The organism is Blastococcus sp. OS1-29 (genome assembly GCF_057628075.1).
On the sequence record NZ_JBXXJK010000001.1, the window covers coordinates 374,067 to 398,868 of the forward strand.

Genomic DNA, 24,802 nt, shown 5'->3' on the forward strand with positions numbered 1-24,802 from the left:
CACCGTCACGGTGGGGGCGGCCCCTTCGTCGTCCCGACGGAGGATGCTCGACGTGTGGCCAGGGGTGATCACCCGATGCGGACGCCGGTCTACGGCGGCCTGCTGATCATGGCGGCCATGCTGGGCTCGATCGTGGTCTGGGAGGGCAGCGAGCCGATCTGGTTGCGGACCTGCCTCATGGCAGTCGCGCTGGTGGTGGCTCTCGTCGGATGGCTGATGACGTTCCGCGACCTGACCCCCCGGCGGGGACGTCGTCCGCCCTCAGCGTGATCAGCCCTGCGGGAGCCGGAAGCGGCCGTCGGGGGTCTGTTCCACCAGACCGTCGACGAGCAGCGAGTCGAGGCAGTGCGACCGCTGGACGGCGTCGTCCCACGCCCGGTCCAGCGCGGCGGCGTCCACCGGCTCGTGCGCCGCCCGCAGGACGTCGAGCAGCCGGCCGCGCACCTGGCGGTCGGTGCCCGCGAACTTCTGCACCCGTCGCGCGGGCCCGTCGTGGGGCGGTGAACCGGCCCGCACCCAGGCGCACCGGTCGCGGACCGGGCAGTCCCCGCAGCGCGGCGTGCCGGCGACGCAGACGAGCGCGCCGAGCTCCATCGCGGCCACCGAGAAGCGGGCCGCCCGGCCGCGGTCGGGCGGAGTCAGCGCGACGACGTCGGCCAGGTCCGCCACCCGCGCGTTGCCGGCCTCGGCGCGCCCGTGCAGCAGCCGCGCCACCACCCGCCGCACGTTGGTGTCCACCACCGGCTGCGGGTGCCCGTAGCCGAAGCAGGCCACCGCGCGCGCCGTGTAGGTGCCGATGCCCGGCAGCGCCTCCAGGTCCGCGACATCGTCCGGGACGACCCCACCGTGCCGTTCCACGATGGCCGCCGCTGCCTCGTGCAGCCGCAGGGCGCGGCGGGGGTAGCCGAGCTTGCCCCACGCCCGGATGACCTCGGCCGGTGAGACGGCGGCCAGCGCGGCGGGGGTGGGCCAGCGCGCGATCCACTCCCGCCAGACCGGCTCGACGCGGGCCACCGGGGTCTGCTGGAGCATCACCTCGCTGACGAGCACGGCCCACGCGTCGACGTCCGGACGCCGCCAGGGGAGGTCCCGGGCGGCGCCCTCGTACCAGTCGACGATCGCCTCGCCGGCGTCCGGACCGTTGAGGATGGCGGACGGCGGGCTGCTCACGGGAACCCAGTCTGCCGTGCCGCCGCGGCGGCGTGCCGAGCCGGCCGGCGCGGGAGCCGCGCGCTAGCGTTCCCGGGGTGTTGCACCCGGTCGGCAAGCTCCCTGCGGCCGTCTACTGGCGCCGCCGGGCGGTGCTGCTGCTCCTCGTGCTGGCAGTGGGCGGAGGTGGCGCCTGGTTCGCCGTCACGCTGCTGACCTCCCGGGCCGATGCCGCAGCGGCCACGACCATCGTTCCCCGTCCGGTGCCGGCCCTGGAGCGGGTCGTGCCGTCGTTCGCGTCCGTGGCGACACCGACGCCTCCGCTGGTTCCCACGAGCGCAGCGGCGGTCCCGGCGGCCCCCGCCGTGCCGGTCTCGGCGGCCGGCGGCCCGTGCACCGACGACATGATCGGCCTGCAGGTGCGCACGCCCGGCACGGCGACGGTCGGCAGCAAGCCCACCTTCGAGCTGCTGGTGTCGAACGTGTCGGCCGTGCCGTGCGTGCGGGCGCTGGACAAGGGGCTGCAGGAATTGCTGCTCTTCGACTCGGCCGGCACGCGCATCTGGGGCAGCAACGACTGTTTTCCGGAGGCCGGCACTGATACCCGGACACTCGCACCGGGGGAGACGGTGACCGTCCCGCTCGTGTGGGGCGGCCTGACCAGCGAGCCGACCTGCACGGCCCCGCGCTCGAACCCGCCGTCCGGGAGCTACCTGGTGCGGGGCCGGCTGGACACCAAGGTCTCGTCGGACGCCGCGCTCACGCTGAGCTGAATCAGCTGTAGCGGTCGAGGATCGAGGTTTCGGCCAGCCGGGACAGCCCCTCGCGGATGCCGCGGGCGCGCGCCTCGCCGACGCCCTCGACGGTCAGCAGGTCCTCGATCGTGGCGGCGAGCAGCTTCTGCAGGCCGCCGAAGTGCTCGACCAACCGGTCGATGATCCCGGTGGGGAGCCGCGGGACACGGTTGAGCAGTCGGTAGCCACGCGGACTGACGGGGGAGTCCAGCGCGTCCGGGGACGTCGGCAGCCCGTAGCAGCGGGCGACGACGGACAGGTCGAGCATCTCGGTGGCGGTCAGCGCCCGCAGGTCGGTCAGGACCTGCTCGATGCTGCGCGGACGGCGCCCGCCACCGGGCAGGTAGTCGCGGACCAGGAGCGCCCGGTCCTCCTCCACGCCGGCCAGCATCTCGTCCAGCTGCAGCGCCAACAGGCGGCCGTCGGTGCCCAGCTCGACGACGAACCCCTCGATCTCGTCCGCGATGCGGCGGACCATCTCCAGCCGCTGGCTGACGCTCATGGCGTCGCGCACGGTGACCAGGTCCTCGATCTCCAGTGCCGACAGCGTGCTGGCGACCTCGTCCAGACGGAGCTTGTACCGCTCCAGGGCGGCCAGGGCCTGGTTCGCCCGCGCCAGGATGGTGGTCGGGTGCTCGAGCGTGTAGCGCCGTCCGGCCACGTAGACGCTGATGATGTGCATCGACTGGCTGACCGAGATGACGGGGAAGCCGGTCTGGATGGCCACCCGCTCCGCCGTGCGGTGCCGGGTGCCGGACTCCTCGGTGGGGATCGTCGGGTCGGGCATGAGGTGCACGCCGGCCCGCACGATGCGTGTGCCGTCGTAGGAGACGATCACCGCGCCGTCCATCTTGGCCAGTTCCCGCAGCCGGGTGGCCGAGAGTGCGACGTCGAGCGCGAAGCCGCCCGTGCACAGCGACTCCACCACGCGGTCGTACCCGAGGACGATGAGCGCGCCGGTGCGGCCGGCCAGGATGCGCTCCAGGCCGTCACGCAACGCCGTCCCGGGGGCGATGCGGCCGAGGAGTTCGCGCAACGCGATCTCGGGGTCCACCTCGGCGGGCACGAGCGCTCCTGACGGTCGAGTGGTGCGGCGGCTGAGTCTACGTGGCCCGGATGGCCGGGGCCCGGGCTCGGGTCCCGGCTCCTCCAGGAGATCGCCGCGGCGCGGCGCATACGAAACTCTAGTGAGTCAGAACAGACGGTGGAAGGCCGTACCCAGATCGGGGACCTCCACCAGGCGCATCCCCGGCGGAGCGGCGCCGGCGTCCGGGGGGACGAGGGCCACGGTGTAGCCCTGCCGGGCGGCCTCAGCGAGCCGGCGACCGGTGCCGCCGACCCGGCGGATCTCGCCGGAGAGCCCGACCTCGCCGATCGCGACGATGCCCGACGGCAGGGCCCGGTCGTGGTGCGCCGACGCGATCGCCAGTGCCAGCGCCAGGTCGGCTGCGGGTTCGGCGATCCGGACACCGCCCACGGAGGCGGCGAACACGTCGGCGTCGGCGAGCTTCACGCCGCCGCGGCGCTCCACCACGGCGTTCACCATCGCCACCCGCTGGGAGTCCAGGCCGCTCACCGCCCGGCGCGGGTTGCCGCCACCGCCCGTGCTCGCCACCAGCGCCTGGACCTCCGCCAGCAGCGCCCGGCTGCCCTCGAGCGTCACGGTGACGCAGCTGCCCGGCACCGGGGCCGTCCGGCGGGACACGAACAGGGCGGAGGGATCGGGCACGCCGACGACCCCGGCGTCGCCGATCTCGAAGCAGCCGATCTCGTCGGCCGGTCCGAACCGGTTCTTCGTCGCCCGCACCAGGCGGAGCGTCGAGTGCCGCTCGCCGTCGAAGGCGATGACGACGTCGACCAGGTGCTCCAGCGTGCGCGGACCGGCGATCGCGCCGTCCTTCGTGACGTGCCCGACCAGGATCGTCGTCATCCCGCGGCTCTTGGAGACGGCCGTGAGCGCGCTGGCCACCGCGCGGACCTGGGTCGCCCCGCCGTCGGTGCCGTCGCCGGGGGACCGCACGGTCTGGACGCTGTCGAGGATCAGCAGGGTCGGGTCGACCTGCTCGATGTGACTGAGGACGGCGGACAGGTCGGTCTCGGCGGCCAGGTAGAGCCGCTCGTGCAGGGCGCCGATCCGCTCGGCGCGCAGCCGCACCTGCCCCGCCGACTCCTCGCCGGACACCACGAGCGCGGGACCGTTGGTTCCGGCCACCTTGTGGGCCACCTCCAGCAGGAGCGTGGACTTGCCGACCCCCGGCTCGCCGGCGACCAGCAGCACGGCGCCGGGCACCAGGCCGCCGCCGAGCACGCGGTCGAACTCCGGGATGCCGGTGGGGACGGCCCGGGCACCGGCGAGCTCGACCTCGGCGATCGGGCGGGCCGGAGCGGTCACCGGGCCGGCCGAGACCGAGCGCAGGCCGGGCGCCGGGGCGCCGACCTCCTGGATGCTGCCCCAGGCCTGGCACTCGGGACACCGGCCGACCCACTTGGCCGAGGCGTATCCGCACTCGGAACAGCGGTGGGCGGGGCGGGCGGACTTCACTCCAGCGGGCGGCACCCGGCCACGCTAACTCCGGGGTCGGACAGTTCCGGGGAGGACGCGGGCCGGGGGATCAGCCCTCGGTGTTCGCCTTCTGCTTGTCGTGGAAGTCGTACGCGTCGCCGCGCTCCTGGGCCTTCGGCGGGTTCGCGACCGTGACCGGCAGCGTGACCTCGCCGGCCTTCTCGAACGTGAAGGTCACCTGGAGGTACTGGCCGGTGTTCAGGGTGTCCTCGAGGCCGGTGAGCGTCACCGTGTAGTCGCTGTTCTGCTGGCCGACGAAAACAGACGACCGCGCGGGGATCTCGATCTGGTCCGCGGGCCCGCTGCTGCTGCTGCTGGACGAGATCCGGCTCGCGGGTTTCGCTATCTCGGCGGAGGCGAAGCCCTTCCCCTCGACCCTGACCAGGGTGTCGGCCTCGGAGCCGCCGTTGACGAACGCCACCTGCAGCTCGGCGTCGTCACCACGCTCGTAGCCACCGCTGCTGGGCGCCTCGAGCTCGGCCTGGCGGATGGAGATGTCGCCCACCTGCCCCTGGGCGCCGGTCTTGTCGCGCACCTGGGTGGCGGTCTGCGTCACCTGACCCGCGCTGCACGCGGACAGCGCGACGGGGGACAGGAGCAGCACGCCCATCGTGGCGGCGCGCAGCGCGCGGTTCACAGCCGTCGACCTCCAGCGGAACGGTCCGGCCACCGCGGGATCGGTGGCACGGGGTCGTCCGGAGCCTAACGGGCGGGCAGGGCGTAGCGCTCAGAGGGAACGCGGATCTCGGCGAGTCCCCCGAACGAGGCCCGTGCGGTGCAGTCCGCGCGCCGGTCTGCCGATCAGAGAGGGAGCGGGATCGGACCAGGGCGGGAGGCGGGGCGGATGGCGACCGGACTGCCCTTCGACGACGTCCTGGCGGCCGCGCAGGCGGGCGCCCCCTGGGCCTTCGAGGTCCTCTACCGCGACCTGGCGCCCTCGGTGACCGGATACCTGCGGTTGCACGGCGCGGCCGAACCCGACGACCTGGCCAGCGAGACGTTCATCGGGGTCTTCACCGGCCTGAGCGGATTCACCGGCGACGAGGCGGCGCTGCGCGGCTGGGTCTTCACCATCGCGCACCGCAGGCTGGTCGACGACTGGCGTCGGCGCAGCCGCCGTCCGCAGATCGCCGACGACCCCGGCGACCTGACCGCGTTCCTCGGGGGAGACGTCGAGGACGACGCCCTGGCCGGCCTCGGCACCGAGGTCGTGCACCGGCTGTGCGCCGAACTGCCCGACGACCAGCGCTCGGTGCTCCTCCTGCGGATCCTGGCCGACCTCACGATCGAGCAGATCGCGCAGGCGATGGGCCGGTCGGTGGGTGCCACGAAGGCCCTCCAGCGCCGGGGGCTGCGCACGCTGCGCACGCGGCTCGAGAGCGTCCCGGAAAAAGTCGGCGCCGGCGCGTACCCCTCCGCGGCCCTGCGGCGATGACAGGGGTGAGATGACCACAGCAGCCGACGACGCCGCCGACGAACTCGCCTTCGAGGCGTTCCTCGCCGGTCGGCCCGTGCCCGCGCAGGCCGACGGCTCTTCCCCTGCCGTCGCGTCCTTCGCGGGTGCGGTCCGGGCTTCGGCGACCGTGCCGGGGCGGCCCAGTGCCGCCCTCGCCGAACTGCTGGCCACCGGTCTTCTCACCGACCAGTCGAGCCCGTCCGCCCGGACGGCCCCAACGACCGGGGGATCGCCACGGCGCTCCCGGGTCCGGAGACGGAGATTCGCCATGTTCTTCCCCGCCCTGATCGCCAAGTTCCTGTCCCTCGGCGCCGTGGCCCAGGCCGCGTCCGGTGTCGGCATCGCCGTGGTGGCGTTCACCGGCGCCGGTGCCACCGGGCTGCTGGGCAGCGATGTGCAGACCACGTTGACCGGCGTCGTCGGCGCCGCGGAGGAGAGCGGCGACGTCAGCACGCCGACCGTCTCCCCGACGGCCGAGCCGACCGACACCGAGGCGGTCGAGACCCCCACCGAGAGCCCCGCGCTCGAGAGCCCGGCCCCGGCCGCGGCGGCATTCGACGCGAAGGCGTGGGCCGTCGAGGGCCCGAGCGACACCGAGTCCTTCGGCGAGTGGGTGCGCAAGGCCGCGCGCGCCGGGCAGGCCGACGGCGCCGTCATCAGCTCGTGGGCGCGCAAGAAGCACGTCGACCTCAGCGAGGTCGAGGGCATCGAGGACGTCAAGGGCATCGACCACGCCCCGTCCGCGACGCCGGCGGCGCCCACCGCTGCGGTGCGCACCGAGAGGGAGACCGAGCACTCGACCGAGTCCTCCCACGGCAACGGCCGGGGCAACGGCGGCGGCAACAGCGGCACCAGCGGTCGCGGCAGCCACTGACGCGAGGCGGGGCCGCGGTCAGCCGACCGCGGCCCCGCCCAGCAGCAGCAGGACGACGTCGAGAACGGTCAGCACCATGACCGCCGGGAAGGCGAGCCGGCGGAATCGCGAGGCACCGGCCGCGGCGGCCACCGCGACCGCGGGCGCCGCGACAGCGAGGACGACCCACCCCACCGCCGGAGGTGGGCCGTCCGGGCCGGCCACCAGCACCACCGACGCGCCGCCGAGCAGCAGGGCGGCGACCACCGCGGACATCCGGGCCCCGAGCCGGTGCGGCAGGCCGCGCACCCCGGTCGCCAGGTCGTCCTCGAGGTCGGGTGCCACGTTCGTGAAGTGCGCCGCCGCACCGAGCGCCCCGCCGGCGGTGATCAGCCACCACGGCGCGACCGGCGTCCCCGGGGCGGCCGCGACGACCCCGGCCGGGAGCGCCCCGAAACCGGTCACGTAGGGCAGCAGCGAGGCCGCGGTGCGCTTCAGACCCGCGTTGTAGGCCCATCCGCTGGCGACGAGGACGAGCAGCAGGAGTCCCGGGACCAGGCCCAGGGCGAGCGACAGGACGACGGCCAGCGCGGCCGACGCCAGGGCCGCCGAACGCAGCCGCTCGGGTCGGAGGGCACCCTGGACGACGGGCTTGTCGGTTCGCGCGACGGCGCGGTCGCGGTCGGCGTCGAGCCAGTCGTTGCTCCAGCCGATGGACACCTGACCTGCGAGAACGGCGATCCCGACCAGGGTCGCGCGGCCGCCGGGCACGCCCGCGAGGACCGCCAGCAGCGCCGCCACCGTGGTGACCGCGACCGTGGGTCCCAGATGCGTGGCGAGGGCCCACGCACGGAGCCCGGCCAGTGGTCCACCGACCGGCCGAGGCACATCGGTCACGCTCTGTCAACCCCTCAGATGTCGGTCACTATGGCTCTGACCTGCAGATTTACGGCCCGGGACAGATCCGTTCGCCAGTCTTCCGTGGTAACCTAGGGACAGCGAAAGGGGTCACATCCACATGGGCTTCACTGTCGGCGAGACCGTCGTTTACCCGCACCACGGTGCCGCACTGATCGAGGCGATCGAGCAGCGCACCATCAAGGGCGTCGAGAAGGCCTACCTCGTACTGAAGGTCGCTCAGGGCGACCTCACCGTGCGCGTTCCGGCTGACAACGCAGAGATCGTCGGTGTCCGTGACGTCGTGGGACAGGAGGGCCTGGACCGGGTCTTCGAGGTCCTGCGCGCGCCGCACACCGAGGAGCCGACCAACTGGTCGCGCCGCTACAAGGCCAACCTCGAGAAGCTGGCCTCCGGTGACGTGAACAAGGTGGCCGAGGTCGTCCGCGACCTGTGGCGCCGCGACAAGGACCGTGGCCTCTCGGCCGGCGAGAAGCGCATGCTCTCGAAGGCCCGTCAGATCCTGGTCAGCGAGCTCGCGCTCGCCGAGGGCACCAACGAGGACAAGGCCGAGATCCTCCTCGACGAGGTCCTGGCTTCCTGAGCCTCGCGCTCGATCGCATCTCCCAGACCACTCCCGTGCACGCTGTCGGCATCGTCGCAGCGGCCGGGAGTGGTCTGCGTCTGGGGGCAGATCTGCCCAAGGCACTGGTCTCCCTCGCCGGCCGCCCGCTGGTCTGCTGGGCGGTCGACGCACTGCGTGCCGGGGGGGTCGACGAGGTCGTCGTCGCCGTTCCCGCCGACCAGCGCATCGCGTTCGCCGCGGCGCTCGGCAGCGGCGTCCGGCTGGTCGACGGCGGTGCGAGCCGCACCGCGTCGGTGCGCGCTGCTCTCACCGCGGTGGCGGACGCCGAGGCCGTCCTCGTGCACGACGCCGCCCGCCCGCTGACCCCGCCGGACGTCGTCGCCCGCGTGCTGGCCGCCCTGGCGTCCGGCGCCCGCGCGGTGGTCCCGGTGCTGCCGGTGGCCGACACCACGGTGATCGTCGACGACGACGGCACCGTCACGGCGACACCCGACCGGTCTGCGCTCCGCCGGGTGCAGACGCCCCAGGGTTTCTCGCGCATCGTGCTGGCGGACGCCTACGGCGAGCTCCCGGTGGACGCGGAGCTGACCGACGACGCCGCCGTCGTCCGGGCGCACGGTGTCCCGGTCAGCACGGTGCCCGGTGACGAGCGGGCCGCGAAGGTGACCGTGCCGCACGACCTGGCGCTCGCAGAGCTGCAGGTGCGGGCATGAGCCTTCCCCGCGTCGGCATCGGCAGCGACGTCCACCCGATCGAGCAGGGCCGCCCCTGCTGGCTGGCCGGTCTCGAGTGGCCGGGCACCGACGGCTGCGCCGGGCATTCGGACGGTGACGTCGTGGCGCACGCCGTCGTCGACGCCGTCCTGTCCGCAGCAGGGCTCGGTGACATCGGAGTCCTGCTGGGCACCGACGACCCGCGCTGGGCCGGCGCCTCCGGCCTCGCCGTCCTCGAGCACGCCCGCGAGGCGCTCGCCGCCGCCGGCTGGCAGGTCGGCAACGTCTCGGTGCAACTGGTCGCCACCGACCCGAAGCTGGGCCCGCGCCGGGCCGAGGCGGAGGACGCGTTGTCGGCGGCCCTGGGTGCGCCGGTGAGCGTCACCGGCACGACCACCGACGGCCTGGGGCTGACCGGTCGCGGCGAGGGCCGGGCCGCGATCGCCACGGCGCTCGTGGTCCGGACGGGGGAGACCGACGCCGCGTCCGCACAGGTCACGCGCGACGCTCCGTAGACTCCCCGCAGTGAGCCTCCGCCTGTACGACACGGCCGCCCGAGCGGTCCGCGACTTCACGCCCCTGCGTGCCGGTCAGGCGTCCGTCTACGTCTGCGGGCTCACGGTGCAGGGCCGCCCGCACGTCGGCCACGTTCGGGCCGCGCTCGCCTTCGACGTGCTGCGCCGGTGGCTGGTCCAGAGCGGGCTCGACGTCACCTACGTCCGCAACGTCACCGACATCGACGACAAGATCCTCGCGAAGTCGGAGGCGCACGGTGTGCCGTGGTGGGCCTGGGCCTACGAGAACGAACGGGCGTGCACCCGCGCCTACGACGTCCTCGGCATCCTGCCGCCCACCTACGAGCCGCGGGCGACCGGCCACATCCCCGAGATGATCGTGCTGATGCAGCGCCTGATCGACCGCGGCCACGCCTACGCCGTCGACGGCGACGTGTACTTCGACGTGCGGTCGTTTCCCGCGTACGGGGAGCTGACGGGCCAGAAGGCTGACGACCTGCAACCGGCGGACGACGTCGTGGACTCCTCGCTCAAGCGCGATCCCCGCGACTTCGCGCTGTGGAAGGCGCACAAGGACGGCGAGCCCGAGACGGCGTCCTGGGACACCCCGTGGGGCCGCGGGCGGCCGGGCTGGCACCTGGAGTGCTCGGCGATGGTCGGCAAATACCTGGGACCTGAGTTCGACATCCACGGCGGCGGGCTGGACCTGCGCTTCCCGCACCACGAGAACGAGCAGGCCCAGTCGCGGGCCGCCGGCGACCCCTTCGCGCGGTACTGGCTGCACAACGGCTGGGTGACCCTCGGCGGCGAGAAGATGAGCAAGTCGATGGGCAACACCGCGCTGGTCGACGAGGTCGTGCAGCGCGTGCGGGCGGTCGAGCTGCGCTACTACCTGCTGACCCCGCACTACCGCTCGACGATCGAGTTCACCGACGCCGCTCTCGACGAGGCGGGGATCGCCTACCGCCGGCTGGAGTCCTTCGTCCGCCGGGCCGCCGAGCGGGTGGGTGCGGACGCCGGTAGCCCCGTCCTCTGCGCCGAGTTCACCGCAGCGCTCGACGACGATCTGGGCACCCCGGCCGCGGTCGCCGCGATCCACGAGCTGGTGCGGGAGGGCAACACCGCGCTGGCCGAGGGCGACGACTCGGCCGTGGCCGGGGCGCTCGGCTCGGTCCGCGCGATGCTCGGCGTGCTCGGCCTGGACCCGCTCGACGCCCGGTGGGCGGCCGGCGGGAGCGACGAGCAGCTCACCTCCGTGACCGACGGTCTCGTCTCGCTGGCGCTGGAGCAGCGGCAGGCGGCACGAGCCCGCAAGGACTACGCCGCCGCCGACGCGATCCGGGCCCAGCTCACCACCCTCGGCGTCTCCGTCGAGGACACCCCCCAGGGACCCCGATGGGAGCTGACCCGCTGATGGCCGGCAACAGCCAGCGACGCGGCCGCACGACCGGTGCCGGCAAGAAGACCGCCACCGCGGGAACGGGCGGCAAGAACCGCCGGTCGCTCGCCGGCCGTGGCGCCACCCCCCCGGCGGTCAACCGCCCCGGGCACCCCGCGCAGCGCAAGGCGGCGGCGGAGGCGAAGGCGCGGGCCGACCGCACCCGCGCCCGCCAGCGCGCCGAGGAGGCGCCGGAGCTCCTGCTCGGCCGCAACCCGGTCGTGGAGGCGCTGCGTGCGCAGATCCCGGCGACGGCGCTCTACGTGGTCACCGATGCCGGGCGGACGGACGAGCGCATCACGGAGGCGGTGCAGCTGGCGGCCGACCGTGGGCTGCCGCTGCTCGAGGTCGGCAAGGCCGAGTTCGACCGCATGTCGCAGGGCGCGCTGCACCAGGGGATCGGCCTGCAGGTGCCGCCCTACGACTACGCGCACCCCGAGGAGCTGCTCGACATCGCGCGTGACTCGGGCCGCCCGCCGCTGATCGTGGCGCTGGACGGGGTCACCGACCCGCGCAACCTCGGTGCCGTCGTCCGCTCGGCCGCGGCCTTCGACGCCCACGGTGTCGTGGTGCCGCAGCGCCGCGCCGTGGGCATGACGGCCTCGGCCTGGCGTACCAGCGCGGGTGCGGCCGCGCGCCTCCGCGTGGCGCGCGCGGTCAACCTCTCCCGGGCGCTGATCTCCTACCAGGAGGCGGGCCTGCAGACGGTCGGCCTGGCCGCCGACGGTGACATCGACCTCGACCGGTACGACGGGTTCGCCGACCCGGTCGCGCTGGTGGTGGGCGCCGAGGGCACCGGCCTGTCCCGGCTCGTGCGGGAGCGGTGCGACGTCGTCGTCCGCATCCCGATCGACCGTGCCACGGAGTCGCTCAACGTCAGCGTGGCCGCCGGCATCGCGTTGTACGCCGCGGCGGCCGCGCGCCGCTGATATGACCTGAGGCAGTCCTTCACGGACACCTCCGGAGGTGCTTGGAAGGGACCGTCAGGTTCCTCAACTCGAAGGTCCGGCGTTTGTGCGCCGTGGTCTTCCGGCACCCCCGGAGGTGGGTCCCGTGGTTGTTCATGCTGCCCCAGTCACGTCGTCGACGGTCTCCCTGGCTATCGATGTCGGGAAGTCCTCGTTCGCCTGGTCCCTGACGGATTCAGCGCGGGTGCGGTTGCTGGGGCCGGTCGAGTGCTCGATGACCGGTCCGTCGCTGCGCGAGCTGGTGTCGCGCATCGAGCGCGTGTTGCCGGCGGAGGCGCAGGTCAAGGTCGGGGTGGAGGCGGCCGGGCACTACCACCGGCCGCTGGTGGCCCCGACTGCGTGGCCGGCCGGCTGGGAGGTGCTCGAGCTCAACCCGGCGCATGTCACAGAACAGCGCCGGGTGATGGGCCGGCGACGGGTCAAGACCGACGCGATCGATCTGGAGGCGATCACCGAGCTTCTGCTGGCCGGCCGCGGCTTGGCCGTCACCCCGGCCGAGGCTGTGCTCGGTGAGCTCACCGCGTGGTCGGCGCACCGGAACCGCCGGGTCGCGATCCGCACCGCGACGAAGAACCAGCTGCTGGGCCAGCTCGACCGGTCCTTTCCCGGGCTGACGCTCGCGCTGCCGGACGTGCTGGGTACCAAGATCGGGCGGCTGGTCGCCGCCGAGTTCGCCGACCCGGCCCGGCTGGCCGCCCTCGGCGCCACTCGACTGATCCGCTTCGCCGCCACCCGCAACATTCAGCTTCGCCGGCCGTGGCCGAGCGGCTGGTCACCGCCGCCCGCGATGCGCTGCCCACCGCCGATGCCGCGGTCGCCCGTCAGGTGCTGGCCGCCGACCTGGTCCTGTTGGCCGACCTGGACTCGCAGATCGCCGCGGCCGAGGCCGAGCTGGCGTGGCTGCTGCCGGTCAGTCCGTTCACCACGCTGACCACCGTGCCTGGCTGGGGCACCGTGCGGGCCGGGAACTACGGCGCCGCCCTGGGCGATCCCGCCCGCTGGCCCGGACCCGGCCAGGTTTACCGGGCCGCCGGTCTCTCGCCGATGCGCAATACGAGTCCGCCGGCCACCGCCGGGACGGCGGCATCAGCCGGGAGGGCAGCGTGGCACTGCGCCGCGCATTGATCGACCTCGGCCTCGGGCTCTGGCTCAACGACCAGCCCAGCCGCGGCTACGCCGCCGGACTGAAGGCCCGCGGCAAGCACGGCGGCATCATCGCCTGCGCGCTGGCCCACCGCGCCAACAAGATCGCCCTCGCCCTGGCCCGCGGCCAGGCCCACTACGACCCGAACCGCTGGAGCACACCGGAGGACTGACCGGCTCCCTTCACAACTCCGGCCGGTGGTGCCACCCTGGACCGCACGAAGGGCCGGATCAGACGCCGCATCCGCTATGGCGGACACCTCCGGGTGTTACGTCGTGCCTAGCTTGGCGCCCGGCCCTTCGCCCATGACAGCAGCCCGAACGACGCCAGATGACCCGCCCCCCGCGAGGTCGCATAAACCAGCGTGGGCGCTCGGCACCGGACCCATCACAGCACCACCGGTCAAGATCACAACCAGCTCCGCTACGCGGAGCCGATGCTGCACGTCCACACGAACGCTTGACACGACCTACCGGCAGCTAGGCGACGACGACCTCCACGCCGGCCTTGTCGAGGGCCGCGAGGGTCTCCTCGTCGGCGCCGTCGTCGGTGATGAGGACGTCGACGTCCTCCGGGGCGGCGAAGCGCACCAGCGTCTCGCGGTTGAGCTTCGTGGAGTCGGCGAGCACGATCACCCGCTGGCCGGCGTGGACCATCGCCCGCTTGATCGATGCCTCGGCCTCGTCCGGAGTGGTGAAACCGTGGTCGACGGCGATGCCGTTGGTGCCCAGGAAGGCGACATCGACCCGCAGGTCGGCGAGCTTGCGGATGGCCTCGTCGCCGACGGCGCACTGGGTCACGCCACGCACGCGGCCGCCGAGCATGTGCACCGTGATCCCCGGCGCGTTCGCCAGCCGGGCCGCCAGCGGCACGGCATCGGTGACGACGAGCAGCCGCCGGTCGGTGGGCAGCAGCTCGGCCAGCGCCGCGGTGGTGGTGCCGCCGTCGAGGATGATGCTGCCGTCCATGCCGGGGACGAAGTCCAGCGCCGCGGCGGCGATCTTGGCCTTCTGCTCGGCGAGGTGACCGGTCCGCTCGCCGAGGCCCAGTTCCACGAGGGCCACCGCGCTGACCGGCACCGCCCCGCCGTGCACCCGGCGCAGCATGCCCGCCCGCTCCAGCACGGCGAGGTCGCGGCGGACCGTCTCGGTCGTGACGCCGAACTGCTCGGCCGCCGTGGTCACGCTCAGCCGGCCGCGCTGGCCGACCAGTAGCGCGAGGGCGTGCTGCCGCTCCTCGGGATACATGCCTCCACCTTTCCACGCAGGTCCGATGCCCGGCCGTGTGGTCTCCTGCCGCATATCTGTGGGTTTCTGTTGAAGCGTGTTGACAGACTAGCCCCGCTGCGTGACCCTGGTCACGTCTCGGCCGCCGGCCTCGCACCTCCGGGGGATCGGCCGGGCCCACGGCAGTCGACAACCATCCGTCCCCACGGGAGGAAAGCCAGTGAGCGCGACCACCACCGCACCTTCGGGAGCGTCCGGCGCGAGGATCGCGGTGCAGAAGGTCGGCACCTTCCTCTCCGGAATGATCATGCCGAACATCGCCGCCTTCATCGCCTGGGGCTTCATCACGGCCCTCTTCATCGAGAAGGGCCCGTTCCCGGTCGGCGGGATCGGCGGGTTCGGCAACGGCGCCGACGGGGTGCCGAACGTCGGCCTCGTCGGCCCGATGATCCGGTTCATGCTGCCGCTGCTCATCGCGGTGCAGGGGGGCCGGATGGTCTACGGCGTCCGCGGGGCGGTCGTCGCAGCCGTCGCCGTCATGGGTGTCATCGTCAGCACCGAGCAGCCCATGTTCCTCGGCGCGCTGATCATGGCGCCGCTGGCCGCCTGGGTGATGCAGCAGCTCGACAAGCTCTGGGACGGCAAGATCAAGCCCGGCTTCGAGATGCTGGTCAACAACTTCTCCGCGGGCATCGCCGCGGCCGCGCTCGCGGTGGCCGGCTTCTTCGCCTTCGGGCCCGTCATCGAGGTCATCTCCAAGGGCCTCGGCAACGGCGTCCAGTGGCTCGTCGACCACTCGATCCTGCCCCTGGCGAGCATCATCATCGAGCCGGCCAAGATCCTCTTCCTGAACAACGCCATCAACCACGGCGTGCTGACGCCGCTCGGCATCCAGCAGGCGGCCGACAAGGGCAAGTCGATCCTCTTCCTGCTCGAGGCCAACCCCGGCCCCGGCCTCGGCGTCCTGCTCGCCTACACGTTCTTCGGCACCGGGCTGGCCCGGAGCACGGCCCCGGGCGCCGCCGTCATCCACTTCTTCGGCGGGATCCACGAGATCTACTTCCCGTACGTCCTGGCCAAGCCGAAGCTCCTGCTCGGCATGATCCCCGCCGGCATGGTGGGCATCGGCACGCTGGTCGTCTTCGGCGCCGGCCTGCGGGCGCCGGCCGCTCCCGGCTCGATCATCGCGGTGCTCGCCGAGACCCCGGGCGGCAGTTTCATCGGCGTGATCCTGTCGGTCCTGCTCGCGGCGACGACGTCCTTCCTGATCTGCTCGCTGCTGCTCAAGCTCGACCGGAACAAGGACATCGACCTCGCCGAGGCGACGGCCGAGATGGAGGCCCTGAAGGGCAAGCGCAGCTCGGTCGCGGGCTACCTCTCGCCCGGCGACGAGGCGGTCGAGGACCAGCTGGAGGCCGCGGGGATCCACCACCACGCCGCTGCCGCCGCGGGCAAGCCGATCCACCGGATCGTCTTCGCCTGCGACGCCGGCATGGGCTCGAGCGCCATGGGGGCATCGGTGCTGCGCAACAAGATCAAGAAGGCGGGGTTCGCCGACGTCGACGTCCAGAACGTGGCGATCGCGAACCTGACCGACGACGTCGACCTGATCGTCACGCACCAGGACCTCACGCCGCGGGCCCGGACCATGTCCCCGTCCGCCCAGCACGTGTCGGTCGACAACTTCATGAACAGCCCGCAGTACGACGCGATCGTCGAGGAGCTGAAGACCACCAACGCGCAGGGCGCCTCGCGTTGATCAGACCGGCCGGCCGGCACCAGGATGACCTGGTGCCGGCCGGCCGCACCACATCCTGGGGGAGCCCATGAGCGACGTCCTGACCCAGTCCCATATCAAGGTCCCCGGTGCGGCGCGCAGCAAGGACGACGCCATCCGCGAGGCCGGCCAGCTGCTGGTCGACGCCGGGGCGGTCACCCCCGCCTACGTGGACGCCATGTTCGAGCGCGAGAAGTCCGTGTCCACCTACATGGGCAACTACCTCGCCATCCCGCACGGCACCAACGAGGCGAAGGACGCCATCACCCGGTCGGCGATCTCGGTGGTGCGCTACGACGAGCCGATCGACTGGAACGGCAACGAGGTGCGCTTCGCCGTCGGCATCGCCGGTGTCGAGAACGGGCACCTGGAGATCCTGGGGAAGATCGCGATCGTCTTCTCCGACTCCGACGAGGTCGAGAAGCTGCTGGCCGCCGGGTCGGCCGACGAGCTGTACGAACTGCTGTCCGCGGTGAACGAGGACTGAGAGGAAGACATGAAGGCGCTGCGCTTCTACGCACCGAAGGACGTCCGACTCGAGGACGTCCCCGAGCCCGACTGCGGCCCGGACGAAGTCAAGATCCGGGTGCGCAACTGCTCCACCTGCGGCACCGACGTGAAGATCTTCAACAACGGGCACCAGAACATCAGCCCGCCGCGGACCATGGGCCACGAGGTCGCCGGCGAGGTGGTCGAGGTGGGCGCCGACGTCACGGGGTGGGCGCCCGGTGACCGCGTCCAGGTGATTGCCGCCGTGCCCGACGGCGAGTGCTACGAGTGCCGCAAGGGCTGGATGGCCGTCTGCGAGAACCAGACCTCGATCGGCTACCAGTACGACGGCGGCTTCGCCGAGTACATGATCGTGCCGCCGCAGGTGCTGAAGGTCGACGGACTCAACCGGATCCCCGACAACATCGGCTTCGACGAGGCCTCGGTCGCCGAGCCGTTCGCCTGCGCCATCAACGCCCAGGAGCTGATCAAGGTCGGCGACGGCGACACGGTCGTCGTCTTCGGCGCCGGACCGATCGGCTGCATCCACATCCGGCTGGCCCGTGCCAACGGCGCGAGCCGGGTCTTCCTGATCGACGTCAATGCCGAGCGCCTGAAGATGTCCGCCGACGCCGTGCAGCCCGACGAGGTCATCAACGGCAGCGAGGTCGACGTCGTCGAGCGGGTCAAGGAGCTCACCGGCGGGCGCGGGGCGGACGTCGTCATCACGGCGACCGCGGCCAACATCGCGCAGGAGCAGGCGATCGGGATGGCGGCCCGGCGCGGCCGCATCTCCTTCTTCGGCGGCCTGCCGAAGACCAACCCCTACATCACGTGCGACTCGAACCTCGTGCACTACCGCGAGCTGATGATCATGGGGGCCAACGGATCGGCGCCCGAGCACAACAAGCGCGCCCTGGAGTACATCTCCAGCGGGAAGGTGCCGGTCAAGGAACTGATCACCGCGCGGTTGCCGCTGGAGCGGGCCCTGGAGGCGTTCGACATCGTGGCCAAGGGCGAGGCCATCAAGGTGACCATCGAGCCCTAACACTGCGATCCTCCGGATCGCACCGCGGCCACGAGCCGTCCCCTGCTGTGCTGAGCCCTACCGTCGCACCTGCGCGGAGCCCTCCGGGCCCCACTCGGCGCGACACTGCCCAGGTGCGGGTCAGCCGATCAGCTGCGCCACCGTGTAGATCACCAGGCCGGCGAGGCCGCCGACGACGGTGCCGTTGACGCGGATCCACTGCAGGTCGCGGCCGACCTGCAGCTCGATGCGCCGGCTGGTCTCCTCGGTGTCCCAGCGGGCGACGGTGGTGCTGACCAGGTCGGCGATATCGGGGGAGAACCGCTCGACGAGATAGCCCGCGATCGAGTGCGAGTGCCGCTGCACCAGCTCGCGGACGGTCGGGTCGGTCTGCAGCAGGCGCGCGCCGTCGCGGATGAAGCCTGCCAGCCGGCCCCGCAGCTCGGACTCCGGATCGGCGGCGGCGGTCAGGACGGCGTTCTTGGCGTTCCGCCAGAGCGATCCGGACCAGGTACGGACGGCGGGGTGCTCGAGCAGCTCCTTCTTCAGGTCCTCGATCCGGGCCGCGGCCTCCGGATCCGTGCGCAGCGCGTGCACGTACGCCCGCAGCCGTGCGTCGTAGGAGCGCCGCAGCTCGTGCCGCGGGTCGCTGCCCACCTCCTCCAGGAAGCTCTGCAGGCCGGCGAACACCCGGTCGAAGACGCGGTCGTCGACCCAGTCGGGCACCCACGACGGCGAGGCGTCACCGAGCTGCGCGCGGAAGACCAGGCGGTTCTCCTGCAGGAACCGTGACAGCCCCCGCAGGCCGGCCGACAGCACCTCCTGATGCCGGTCGCCCTCCACCACCAGCTCCAGGGCGCGGGCCACCGGCGGCGCGGCCGGGGTGGCGTGCAGCTTGCGGTCGACCAGGTTCGCGACGGCGGGCTCGAGGTCCTCGTCGCGCAGCAGCCCCGACAGTGCGGTGACCAGGGCGCCGGCGTCACCCGCCAGCCGCTCGGCCCGCCCGGGCGCGGCCAGGAAGCCGCCGAGCCGGCCGGGTACGTCGATCGTGGTCAGCTTGGCCTCGACCACGCTCCGGGTCAAGAAGTTCTCCTGGACGAAGGCGCCGAGGCTCTCGCCGATCTGGTCCTTCTTGCGCGGGATGATCGCGGTGTGCGGGATCGGCAGCCCGAGGGGATGCCGGAACAGCGCGGTGACGGCGAACCAGTCGGCCAGCGCGCCGACCATCGAGGCCTCGGCGGTCGCCCGGACGTAGCCGACCCAGGCGCCCGCATCCTGACCGAGCAGCACGCACGCGAGGAAGACCGCGGCAGCGCCCAGGAACAGGCCGGTCGCCAGCCGCTTCATGCGGGTCAGGTCGCGGGCGCGCGCAGGGTCCTCGAGGGACCCGGCGAGGAGAGATCCGGCGAGGGGGGCGGACGGTCGGGGTGCCGGCACTTGCACCAGCCTAGAGAAAGGACCCCCCTGCCCCCCACTCCGCTCGTGAGCTCGCGGCGCGGGGCCCTGCAGGGGGGCCGTCCTGTCGGACTCAGCTGGCCGAGCCCAGGGTGACCTCGACGGTCTTGGTGTCGTTCCCGCGCCGCACGGTCAGCGTGACCTTGTCCCCGGGAGCCTTGCTGCGCACCGCCGCGGTGAGTTCCGTGGACGTCGTCACCGGCCGGTCGCCGACCGCGGTCACGACATCGCCGGCCCGCAGTCCGCCGTCGGCGGCCGCCGTGCCCGGCTGGACGGACACGATCTCCGCGCCGTCCCCGACACCGGAGTTCTGGCTGTCCGCGGCGGTCCGGCTGCTCACACCGAGGAAGGCCCGGGTGGCCTTGCCGTTGGCGATGAGCTCCTTGGCGATCCGCTGCGCGGTGTTGGACGGGATGGCGAAGCCCACGCCGATGTTGCCACTCTGCGACTGGGAGCCCGGCCCGCCGGCGGCGACGGTCGCGATCGCGCTGTTGATGCCGATGACCTCACCGGCCCCGTTGACGAGCGCGCCGCCGGAGTTGCCGGGGTTGATCGCGGCGTCGGTCTGGATCGCGTCGAGGACGGTCGAGTCGTCCTGCGACGAGCCCGTCTCCACGGCCCGGCCGGTGGCGCTGACGATCCCGTCGGTGACCGTGTTGGACAGCCCCAGCGGCGCGCCGATGGCCACCGCCACGTCGCCGACCTGGACCTTGTCGGAGTTCGCGAACGTGGCCGGCTTGAGGCCGCTGGCGTCCTTCAGCTTGACCACCGCGAGGTCCGACGACGGGTCGGTGCCGACGACGCTGGCGTCGTAGAGCCTGCCGTCGGAGGTGCGCACCTGGACGGTGCCGGTGCCGGCTCCCTCCAGGGTGACCACGTGGTTGTTGGTCAGCACGTAGCCGTCGTCGGTCAGGACGACGCCCGAGCCACTCCCCGAGTTCGAGCCGCTGGACACGTAGATGGTCACCACGCTGGGCGCCGCCTTCGCGGCCGCCGCCGTGGCGGTCGTCGCCGTCTCGGGGTTCTTGATCGTGACGCTCTGGGCCGAGGCACTGGGGGAGTTGCTCGGCGTCGACGAGTCGATCAGGCCGGCCACCCCCGCTCCCGCGCCGCCGCCGATCAGGGCGCCCGCCACGAGACCGGCGATGCCGATCCGCAGCCGGCCCGCGCGCCGCTCCGGGCGCGCTGCGGGAACCGGCTCCGGGGCGGGGAACGGGTGTCCCCCGTAGCCCGGGTAGTACGGCGGCGAGGGTGGCGTCTGCACCTGCGTCTGCGTCCACGGGGCGTGCCCGCCGTAGACCGGCTGGGCGGGGGCCTGGGGCGGCGTTCCGGCCGAGCCCGTCTGGGCGTCGTCCGCGCCGGGCCCGGTTCCGTATTCGCTCACTGCTGTGGTCCTCCCTCCGCGCGGCCGACGTGGCCGCCGCGAGATCTCCACTGTGCGTGCTGCCGCTGGCCCGTCGCTGGAGGCCGGCTGTGAGATTCCTGGAAGTCAGCGCGGGAGGTCGTCGAGGATGGCGCCGCGGGCGATGAGTTCGGTGACCGTCCAGACCGCGAGCACCTGCGCGGCGAGCAGCCCGATCAGGACCAGCAGCTGAGCCGCGCCGGCCTCGAGCGGGCTCCCGCCGCCGAGCAGGACCCCGACGAACGCCCCCGGGAGGGTCACCAGCCCCACCGTCCGGGTCTGGTCCAGGCCCGGCACGAGGGCGGTGGCCGGGGCCTGGCCGCCGACCAGGAGGACGGCGTCCCGGTGGAGGAGTCCCAGCGCGAGTGCGGCCTCGAGCTCGCCACGGCGCGCGTGCAGCTCCTCGCGGAGGCGTCGTCCGGCCAGCGACGTGGCGGTCATCGCGCCGCCGATCAGGATGCCGGCGACCGGGATGACGGCCGTGCCGCGCAGCGGCACCGACCCACTGGCCAGCACCAGGGCCACCACCGGTGCCGCGCCGGTCACGATGGGCACGGCGGTCGGCAGCAGGCGCGCGGTCCGGCCGGAACTGCGCAGTCCCCGGCCGGTCACGCGCCCGGCGGCGGTCGCGGTCGCGACGGCGAGCATGAGGACGACGAACACGGCCGACAACGCCAGCGAGCGCACGACGACGAGAAGGACGGCGGACACCCCGGCCAGCTGGACCGTGGCACGCACGGCGGCGAGCACCACCGGCCGGTCCTGACCGAGACCGGACAGCCGGCCCGCGACCGCAGCCACCACCGCCAGGACCACCAGGACGACGGCCAGGCGCGGCCCGACGGCGACGACCGAGGACCCCACGACCGCCGATCCTGCCCGTGGCCGGGCCGGGACGCGCAGGCCGGGCCGGTCAGGAGGGCGGAGCGGCCTCCTCCGGGGTGCCGCCCTCCGACGAGCGCACCGCCGGCACGAGGGCCATCGGCGACGTGCAGTGCCGCAGGAGCCAGCGATGCGGGCCGTCCATCGACCGGTGCAGCAGCGTGCCGTGTCCCACGCTGATCACCACCAGCGGGGAGGGGCACGCCGCCCCGAGCACCTCGTCGGGCCGGGGCGAGGGCAGGTCGGACCGCAGGACGTGCACGTCCGGGAAGCGCTCGGCCCACGCGTCGTCGTCGTCGACCCAGCTCGCCGCCACGTTCTGCTGCGGGGACCGGGTCAGGAGCAGGGAGAGCGGCACGCCGTCCCGCTGGGCGGCGGTCGCGGCGAAGCGGGCGACCGCCTCGTCGTCGGCCCGGTCGCCCATCCCGAGGACGGCCACGATCGGCCGCCCCGGCTGCGCCGGTCCGCGGCGGCGCGGCACGACGACGACGGGGGCGCGGGACCGGGCGGCCACCCGCACGGCCACGGTGGCCAGCACCATCTCGTCGGCGGCGCCGGTGGCCGAGCTGCCGAGCACCAGCAGCTGGCTGTCGTCGGCGGCGCGCAGCAGCGCGTCGACCGGCTCGTCCGGGACGACGTCGGTGGAGGCCTGCACACCGGGCTGGTTGCGCCGGGCGACCGTGTACGCCACCGCCGTGATCCCGCGGGCATGGGGGAGTTCCGGCGACGGTGCTCCGCCCGGCTCCCCCCGGCCCAGGTAGGGCGCCGCATGCAGGATCAGCAGCGGTGCGTTCCGCCGGGCGGCCTCCTGCGCGGCCCAGCGGACCGCGCCGAGCCCGACCTCGGTCCCGTCGACGCCGACGACGACCGGGCGGCCCGGTGAGGCGGCGTCCGGGGTCTGCGCCTCGTCCTCCCCGGCGCGGTCGGCGGGGGCCATCGGGGCGGACATCGACACGGTGCACCTCCGGGAGCAATGGGTCCTTCCCTGACCTCGAGCCTCCTCGTTGCGAACGTCACAGGGAAGGGGCTCGCGGCCCCGTGTGCATCCGCGGGGACGGGGTATGTCCCGACCGGCGGAGCGGGCCCGGCATCGGCGGGCACCGCCCGCGCATGCCCGAGTGCATCTGGAGGCCGCCTGTGTCCATCCGCCGTCCGGTCGCTCGTGTGCTGCTCGGCTCCGCCCTGGCCGGTGCCGGCGCCCTCGCGGTGGTCGGGGGCCTCGCCCTCGGCGGCCCCGGGCTGGTCGGCGTCGGGCTGGCCGCGGCCCTGGCCGGGTGTACGGCCGCGGGGATCGCCCGGGAGGCGCCGGCTCGCTCACGCGGCTCGGTCCTGGAGGCCGCGGTGTGGGCGGCGGGGTGGACGGCCGGGGTGATCCTGCTCGTGGCCGGGATCTCGACCGTCGCCGGCGGCGCGGTGGCCGCGGTCGTCGTCCTCGCGGTGACGTCGGTTGTCGCGCTGCGGTGGGGTCGCCGCCAGCGCGCGCGGACCGCCCCGGCGGCGGGCCAGGTGGTCAGGCTGCCCGTCGGTCCAGCTCCCTCGGGCTTCCCGGTCGGCAGCCGCATGCTGCCGGTGACTGCCCTGAGCACGCGGGCCCTCGGGGAGGAATGGCTGCGTACGACGGCCGCTCTCGCCGGGCGTCTCTCGCCGGCCGCCCGGGCGTCGCTGGTGGGCCGCCGCGAGGAGGCGCTGGACGAGTTGGAGCTGCGCGACCCCGACGGCTTCGCGCGCTGGCTGGCCGCCGGCCCGGGCAACGACCCGGCGGAATTCGTGCGCGGGGGACCGGCCCAGCGAGGACCGGTCGCGGGCACCGACGCCGCCTGACGAGCGGTCGAAGCGTCGTCCGCACGGTTGACCGACCGCGTAGCACGGTTGGAGACTGGCCGCCTCTTCGCAGGAGGCCGGCCATGGCATGGAACCTCGAGGGCAGCTACACCGAGACGTGCTCGTGCGAGCTGATGTGTCCGTGCAACCTCTCGCTGGACCACGGCGCCACCTACGACTTCTGCCGGGTCGTCCTCGCCTTCAACATCCGTGCGGGGGACATCGAGGGGACGGACGTCGGCGGACGGCGGGTCGTCGCCATCGCGGACACCCCGAAGGTGATGACCGAGGGCAACTGGCGCCTCGGCGTCTACATCGACGACCGGTCGACCGAGGAGCAGTTCGGCAAGCTGGTCCAGGTCTTCGCCGGCCAGCTGGGCGGCCCGATGGCGGCGCTGGCCCCGCTGGTGGGCGAGATGGCCGGCGTCGAGCGGGCGGCCATCGAGTTCGTCGACGACGGCGTCCGGCACAGCGTCCGCGTGGGCGAGGCGATCGACTTCGAGGTCGAGGACGTCGTGCCGTTCGGCAAGGAGGACGGTCAGCCGGTGCGGTTCGACGGCATGTTCCACCCGGTGGCGCCCGATCTGACGATGGCCGAGAACCGCCGCTCGCACATCGATGCCTTCGGAATCCGGTTCGACGGCAGGACCGGACTGTCGACGGCCTCGTTCTCCTGGGCCGCCTGAGCCGATGAACGCGCCGGCCCGGCCTCGCCCGGCGGCGGGCGGCGGCCTGACCCCGGCTTTCGGCGCCGTCCGCACCCGGCGGGGCCTGGTCGCCCTCCTGTTCGCGCTCGCCGGTCTCGGGTGGTGGTGGACCGCCGGGCAGATGCGCGGCATGGACGAGGGGCCGTGGACCGGCCTCGGCACGCTGGGCTGGTTCCTCGGCATCTGGGTCGTGATGATGGCGGCGATGATGTTCCCGTCGGTCGCGCCGACGGTCGCGCTCTACGCCACGATGACGAGACGGCGGTCCGCGATCTCGCCCCTCCTCTTCGTCTGCGGCTACCTGCTGACGTGGGCGGCCGCCGGGCTGGTCGCCTTCGCGGTCATCGCGCTCGTCGGCCGGGCCGCGGGCGACGTCCTCGCCTGGGACCGGGCCGGCCGGTGGGTGGCGGGAGCCACCCTCGTCGTCGCGGCGGCCTACGAGCTGACGCCGCTCAAGGACGTCTGCCTGGGCAAGTGCCGCAGCCCGCTCGGTCTGCTGGTGGGCTCGTGGCGGGACGGCCCACGCGGCGCGCTGCGCATGGGTGCACGCAACGGCGCCTGGTGCGTCGGCTGCTGCTGGGCGCTGATGGCCTCGCTGTTCGCGCTGGGGGTCATGAGCGTCGTCTGGATGGCCGTCGTCGCCGGACTGATCGCGGTGGAGAAGACCCTGCCCTGGCGCCGGGCGGCGACGTACGGGACGGCGGTCCTGCTGCTCGCCCTGGGGATGCTGCTGTTCGCCGCCCCCTACGCCATCCCCGGGCTCACCCTGCCCGCGACGAGCCAGATGAACGGGATGTAGGCCGCCGGGACCACCCGCCCGGCAGTCCGGGCTCGGGGCTGCGCAGACGTGGTCCCTATCCTGGGGTCGGGAGCTCGCTCCCGTGTGCCGCCGACGTGGCGCAACTGGTAGCGCACCCGACTTTGGGTGTCGAAGCACTGT

27 protein-coding genes are annotated in these 24,802 nt (G+C 73.4%); 17 read left to right on the forward strand and 10 right to left on the reverse strand.

Annotated features, from left to right (window positions below):
* The first annotated feature begins 75 nt into the window (after positions 1-75).
* Positions 76-270 (forward strand): hypothetical protein, encoded by a 195-nt coding sequence (locus AC2H4J_RS01845; protein WP_487463119.1) that lies wholly within the window; start codon positions 76-78, stop codon positions 268-270.
* Here AC2H4J_RS01845 and AC2H4J_RS01850 read toward each other — a convergent pair whose 3' ends face one another.
* A complete protein-coding gene (locus tag AC2H4J_RS01850; protein ID WP_487463120.1) occupies positions 271-1,170 on the reverse strand; it encodes an HhH-GPD family protein in 900 nt (299 codons plus the stop codon).
* A 77-nt stretch (positions 1,171-1,247) separates the two neighbouring features.
* Here AC2H4J_RS01850 and AC2H4J_RS01855 point away from each other — a divergent pair, with 77 nt between their 5' ends.
* Positions 1,248-1,922 (forward strand): MucR family transcriptional regulator, encoded by a 675-nt coding sequence (locus AC2H4J_RS01855; protein ID WP_487463121.1) that lies wholly within the window; start codon positions 1,248-1,250, stop codon positions 1,920-1,922.
* 1 nt (position 1,923) lies between these two features.
* Here AC2H4J_RS01855 and disA read toward each other — a convergent pair whose 3' ends face one another.
* From disA to AC2H4J_RS01870, 3 genes are all read right to left on the reverse strand, one after another.
* Positions 1,924-3,009 (reverse strand): DNA integrity scanning diadenylate cyclase DisA, encoded by a 1,086-nt coding sequence (gene disA, locus AC2H4J_RS01860; protein ID WP_487463122.1) that lies wholly within the window; start codon positions 3,007-3,009, stop codon positions 1,924-1,926.
* A gap of 126 nt (positions 3,010-3,135) precedes the next feature.
* A complete protein-coding gene (radA, locus tag AC2H4J_RS01865) occupies positions 3,136-4,500 on the reverse strand; it encodes a DNA repair protein RadA (RefSeq protein ID WP_487463123.1) in 1,365 nt (454 codons plus the stop codon).
* Positions 4,501-4,555: 55 nt separating this feature from the next.
* Positions 4,556-5,143, reverse strand: coding sequence for a copper chaperone PCu(A)C (locus AC2H4J_RS01870; protein WP_487463124.1), 588 nt, complete (start codon positions 5,141-5,143; stop codon positions 4,556-4,558).
* A 207-nt stretch (positions 5,144-5,350) separates the two neighbouring features.
* Between AC2H4J_RS01870 and AC2H4J_RS01875 the strand changes: the two genes are divergently transcribed.
* Both AC2H4J_RS01875 and AC2H4J_RS01880 read left to right on the forward strand, forming a co-directional pair.
* Positions 5,351-5,941, forward strand: a complete 591-nt coding sequence (locus AC2H4J_RS01875; protein WP_487463125.1) for an RNA polymerase sigma factor — start codon at positions 5,351-5,353, stop codon at positions 5,939-5,941.
* 10 nt (positions 5,942-5,951) lie between these two features.
* Positions 5,952-6,836, forward strand: a complete 885-nt coding sequence (locus tag AC2H4J_RS01880) for a hypothetical protein (protein ID WP_487463126.1) — start codon at positions 5,952-5,954, stop codon at positions 6,834-6,836.
* An 18-nt stretch (positions 6,837-6,854) separates the two neighbouring features.
* Here AC2H4J_RS01880 and AC2H4J_RS01885 read toward each other — a convergent pair whose 3' ends face one another.
* Positions 6,855-7,712, reverse strand: a complete 858-nt coding sequence (locus AC2H4J_RS01885) for a UbiA family prenyltransferase (RefSeq protein ID WP_487463127.1) — start codon at positions 7,710-7,712, stop codon at positions 6,855-6,857.
* A gap of 121 nt (positions 7,713-7,833) precedes the next feature.
* On the opposite strand from AC2H4J_RS01885, the gene AC2H4J_RS01890 reads away from it, so the two are divergent.
* The 7 genes from AC2H4J_RS01890 to AC2H4J_RS01920 all read left to right on the forward strand — a co-directional run bounded on the left by AC2H4J_RS01890 (position 7,834) and on the right by AC2H4J_RS01920 (position 13,248).
* Positions 7,834-8,316 carry a CarD family transcriptional regulator gene (locus tag AC2H4J_RS01890; protein ID WP_246980866.1) on the forward strand — a complete coding sequence of 161 codons (483 nt, stop codon included), beginning with the start codon at positions 7,834-7,836 and terminating at the stop codon, positions 8,314-8,316.
* A gap of 35 nt (positions 8,317-8,351) precedes the next feature.
* Entirely contained in the window at positions 8,352-9,011 is a 660-nt protein-coding gene (ispD, locus tag AC2H4J_RS01895; RefSeq protein WP_487463128.1) for a 2-C-methyl-D-erythritol 4-phosphate cytidylyltransferase, read from the forward strand.
* Positions 9,008-9,526, forward strand: a complete 519-nt coding sequence (gene ispF / locus AC2H4J_RS01900) for a 2-C-methyl-D-erythritol 2,4-cyclodiphosphate synthase (protein ID WP_487463129.1) — start codon at positions 9,008-9,010, stop codon at positions 9,524-9,526. The genes ispD and ispF overlap by 4 nt, the downstream gene beginning before the upstream one ends.
* Positions 9,527-9,536: 10 nt before the next feature.
* Positions 9,537-10,940 carry a cysteine--tRNA ligase gene (gene cysS / locus AC2H4J_RS01905; RefSeq protein ID WP_487463130.1) on the forward strand — a complete coding sequence of 468 codons (1,404 nt, stop codon included), beginning with the start codon at positions 9,537-9,539 and terminating at the stop codon, positions 10,938-10,940.
* Positions 10,922-11,893, forward strand: a complete 972-nt coding sequence (rlmB, locus tag AC2H4J_RS01910; protein WP_487463131.1) for a 23S rRNA (guanosine(2251)-2'-O)-methyltransferase RlmB — start codon at positions 10,922-10,924, stop codon at positions 11,891-11,893. Before cysS ends, rlmB begins: the two co-directional genes overlap by 19 nt.
* A 124-nt stretch (positions 11,894-12,017) precedes the next feature.
* On the forward strand, positions 12,018-12,863 hold the full coding sequence (locus AC2H4J_RS01915; RefSeq protein WP_487463132.1) for an IS110 family transposase: 846 nt from the start codon (positions 12,018-12,020) through the stop codon (positions 12,861-12,863).
* Between the two features lie 172 nt (positions 12,864-13,035).
* Positions 13,036-13,248: a hypothetical protein gene (locus AC2H4J_RS01920; RefSeq protein WP_487463133.1), complete on the forward strand. Its 213-nt coding sequence runs from the start codon at positions 13,036-13,038 to the stop codon at positions 13,246-13,248.
* A 307-nt stretch (positions 13,249-13,555) separates the two neighbouring features.
* Here AC2H4J_RS01920 and AC2H4J_RS01925 read toward each other — a convergent pair whose 3' ends face one another.
* Positions 13,556-14,323, reverse strand: a complete 768-nt coding sequence (locus tag AC2H4J_RS01925; RefSeq protein WP_487463134.1) for a DeoR/GlpR family DNA-binding transcription regulator — start codon at positions 14,321-14,323, stop codon at positions 13,556-13,558.
* A 199-nt stretch (positions 14,324-14,522) separates the two neighbouring features.
* On the opposite strand from AC2H4J_RS01925, the gene AC2H4J_RS01930 reads away from it, so the two are divergent.
* From AC2H4J_RS01930 to AC2H4J_RS01940, 3 genes are all read left to right on the forward strand, one after another.
* Positions 14,523-16,061 (forward strand): PTS mannitol transporter subunit IIBC, encoded by a 1,539-nt coding sequence (locus AC2H4J_RS01930; protein ID WP_487463135.1) that lies wholly within the window; start codon positions 14,523-14,525, stop codon positions 16,059-16,061.
* Positions 16,062-16,128: 67 nt separating this feature from the next.
* Positions 16,129-16,566: a PTS mannitol transporter subunit IIA gene (locus AC2H4J_RS01935; RefSeq protein ID WP_487463136.1), complete on the forward strand. Its 438-nt coding sequence runs from the start codon at positions 16,129-16,131 to the stop codon at positions 16,564-16,566.
* A gap of 9 nt (positions 16,567-16,575) precedes the next feature.
* Positions 16,576-17,616, forward strand: a complete 1,041-nt coding sequence (locus tag AC2H4J_RS01940) for a zinc-dependent dehydrogenase (protein WP_487463137.1) — start codon at positions 16,576-16,578, stop codon at positions 17,614-17,616.
* Between the two features lie 120 nt (positions 17,617-17,736).
* On the opposite strand, the gene AC2H4J_RS01945 is transcribed toward AC2H4J_RS01940, so the two are convergent.
* The 4 genes from AC2H4J_RS01945 to AC2H4J_RS01960 form a co-directional block, all read right to left on the reverse strand.
* Entirely contained in the window at positions 17,737-19,032 is a 1,296-nt protein-coding gene (locus AC2H4J_RS01945) for a DUF445 domain-containing protein (RefSeq protein WP_487463138.1), read from the reverse strand.
* Between the two features lie 91 nt (positions 19,033-19,123).
* Complete coding sequence (locus AC2H4J_RS01950) at positions 19,124-20,434, reverse strand: S1C family serine protease (RefSeq protein ID WP_487463139.1); 1,311 nt, start codon at positions 20,432-20,434, stop codon at positions 19,124-19,126.
* 105 nt (positions 20,435-20,539) lie between these two features.
* Positions 20,540-21,316, reverse strand: a complete 777-nt coding sequence (locus AC2H4J_RS01955) for an ABC transporter permease (RefSeq protein ID WP_487463140.1) — start codon at positions 21,314-21,316, stop codon at positions 20,540-20,542.
* Between the two features lie 49 nt (positions 21,317-21,365).
* Positions 21,366-22,283: a universal stress protein gene (locus AC2H4J_RS01960; protein WP_487463141.1), complete on the reverse strand. Its 918-nt coding sequence runs from the start codon at positions 22,281-22,283 to the stop codon at positions 21,366-21,368.
* A gap of 188 nt (positions 22,284-22,471) precedes the next feature.
* Between AC2H4J_RS01960 and AC2H4J_RS01965 the strand changes: the two genes are divergently transcribed.
* The 3 genes from AC2H4J_RS01965 (at position 22,472) to AC2H4J_RS01975 (ending at position 24,661) form a co-directional block, all read left to right on the forward strand.
* Positions 22,472-23,155: a hypothetical protein gene (locus AC2H4J_RS01965; RefSeq protein ID WP_487463142.1), complete on the forward strand. Its 684-nt coding sequence runs from the start codon at positions 22,472-22,474 to the stop codon at positions 23,153-23,155.
* 83 nt (positions 23,156-23,238) lie between these two features.
* The gene (locus AC2H4J_RS01970; protein WP_487463143.1) at positions 23,239-23,841 is read left to right on the forward strand and encodes a DUF1326 domain-containing protein; all 603 of its coding nucleotides are present in this window, start codon (positions 23,239-23,241) and stop codon (positions 23,839-23,841) included.
* A 4-nt stretch (positions 23,842-23,845) separates the two neighbouring features.
* On the forward strand, positions 23,846-24,661 hold the full coding sequence (locus tag AC2H4J_RS01975; RefSeq protein WP_487463144.1) for a DUF2182 domain-containing protein: 816 nt from the start codon (positions 23,846-23,848) through the stop codon (positions 24,659-24,661).
* Positions 24,662-24,802: the final 141 nt, after the last annotated feature.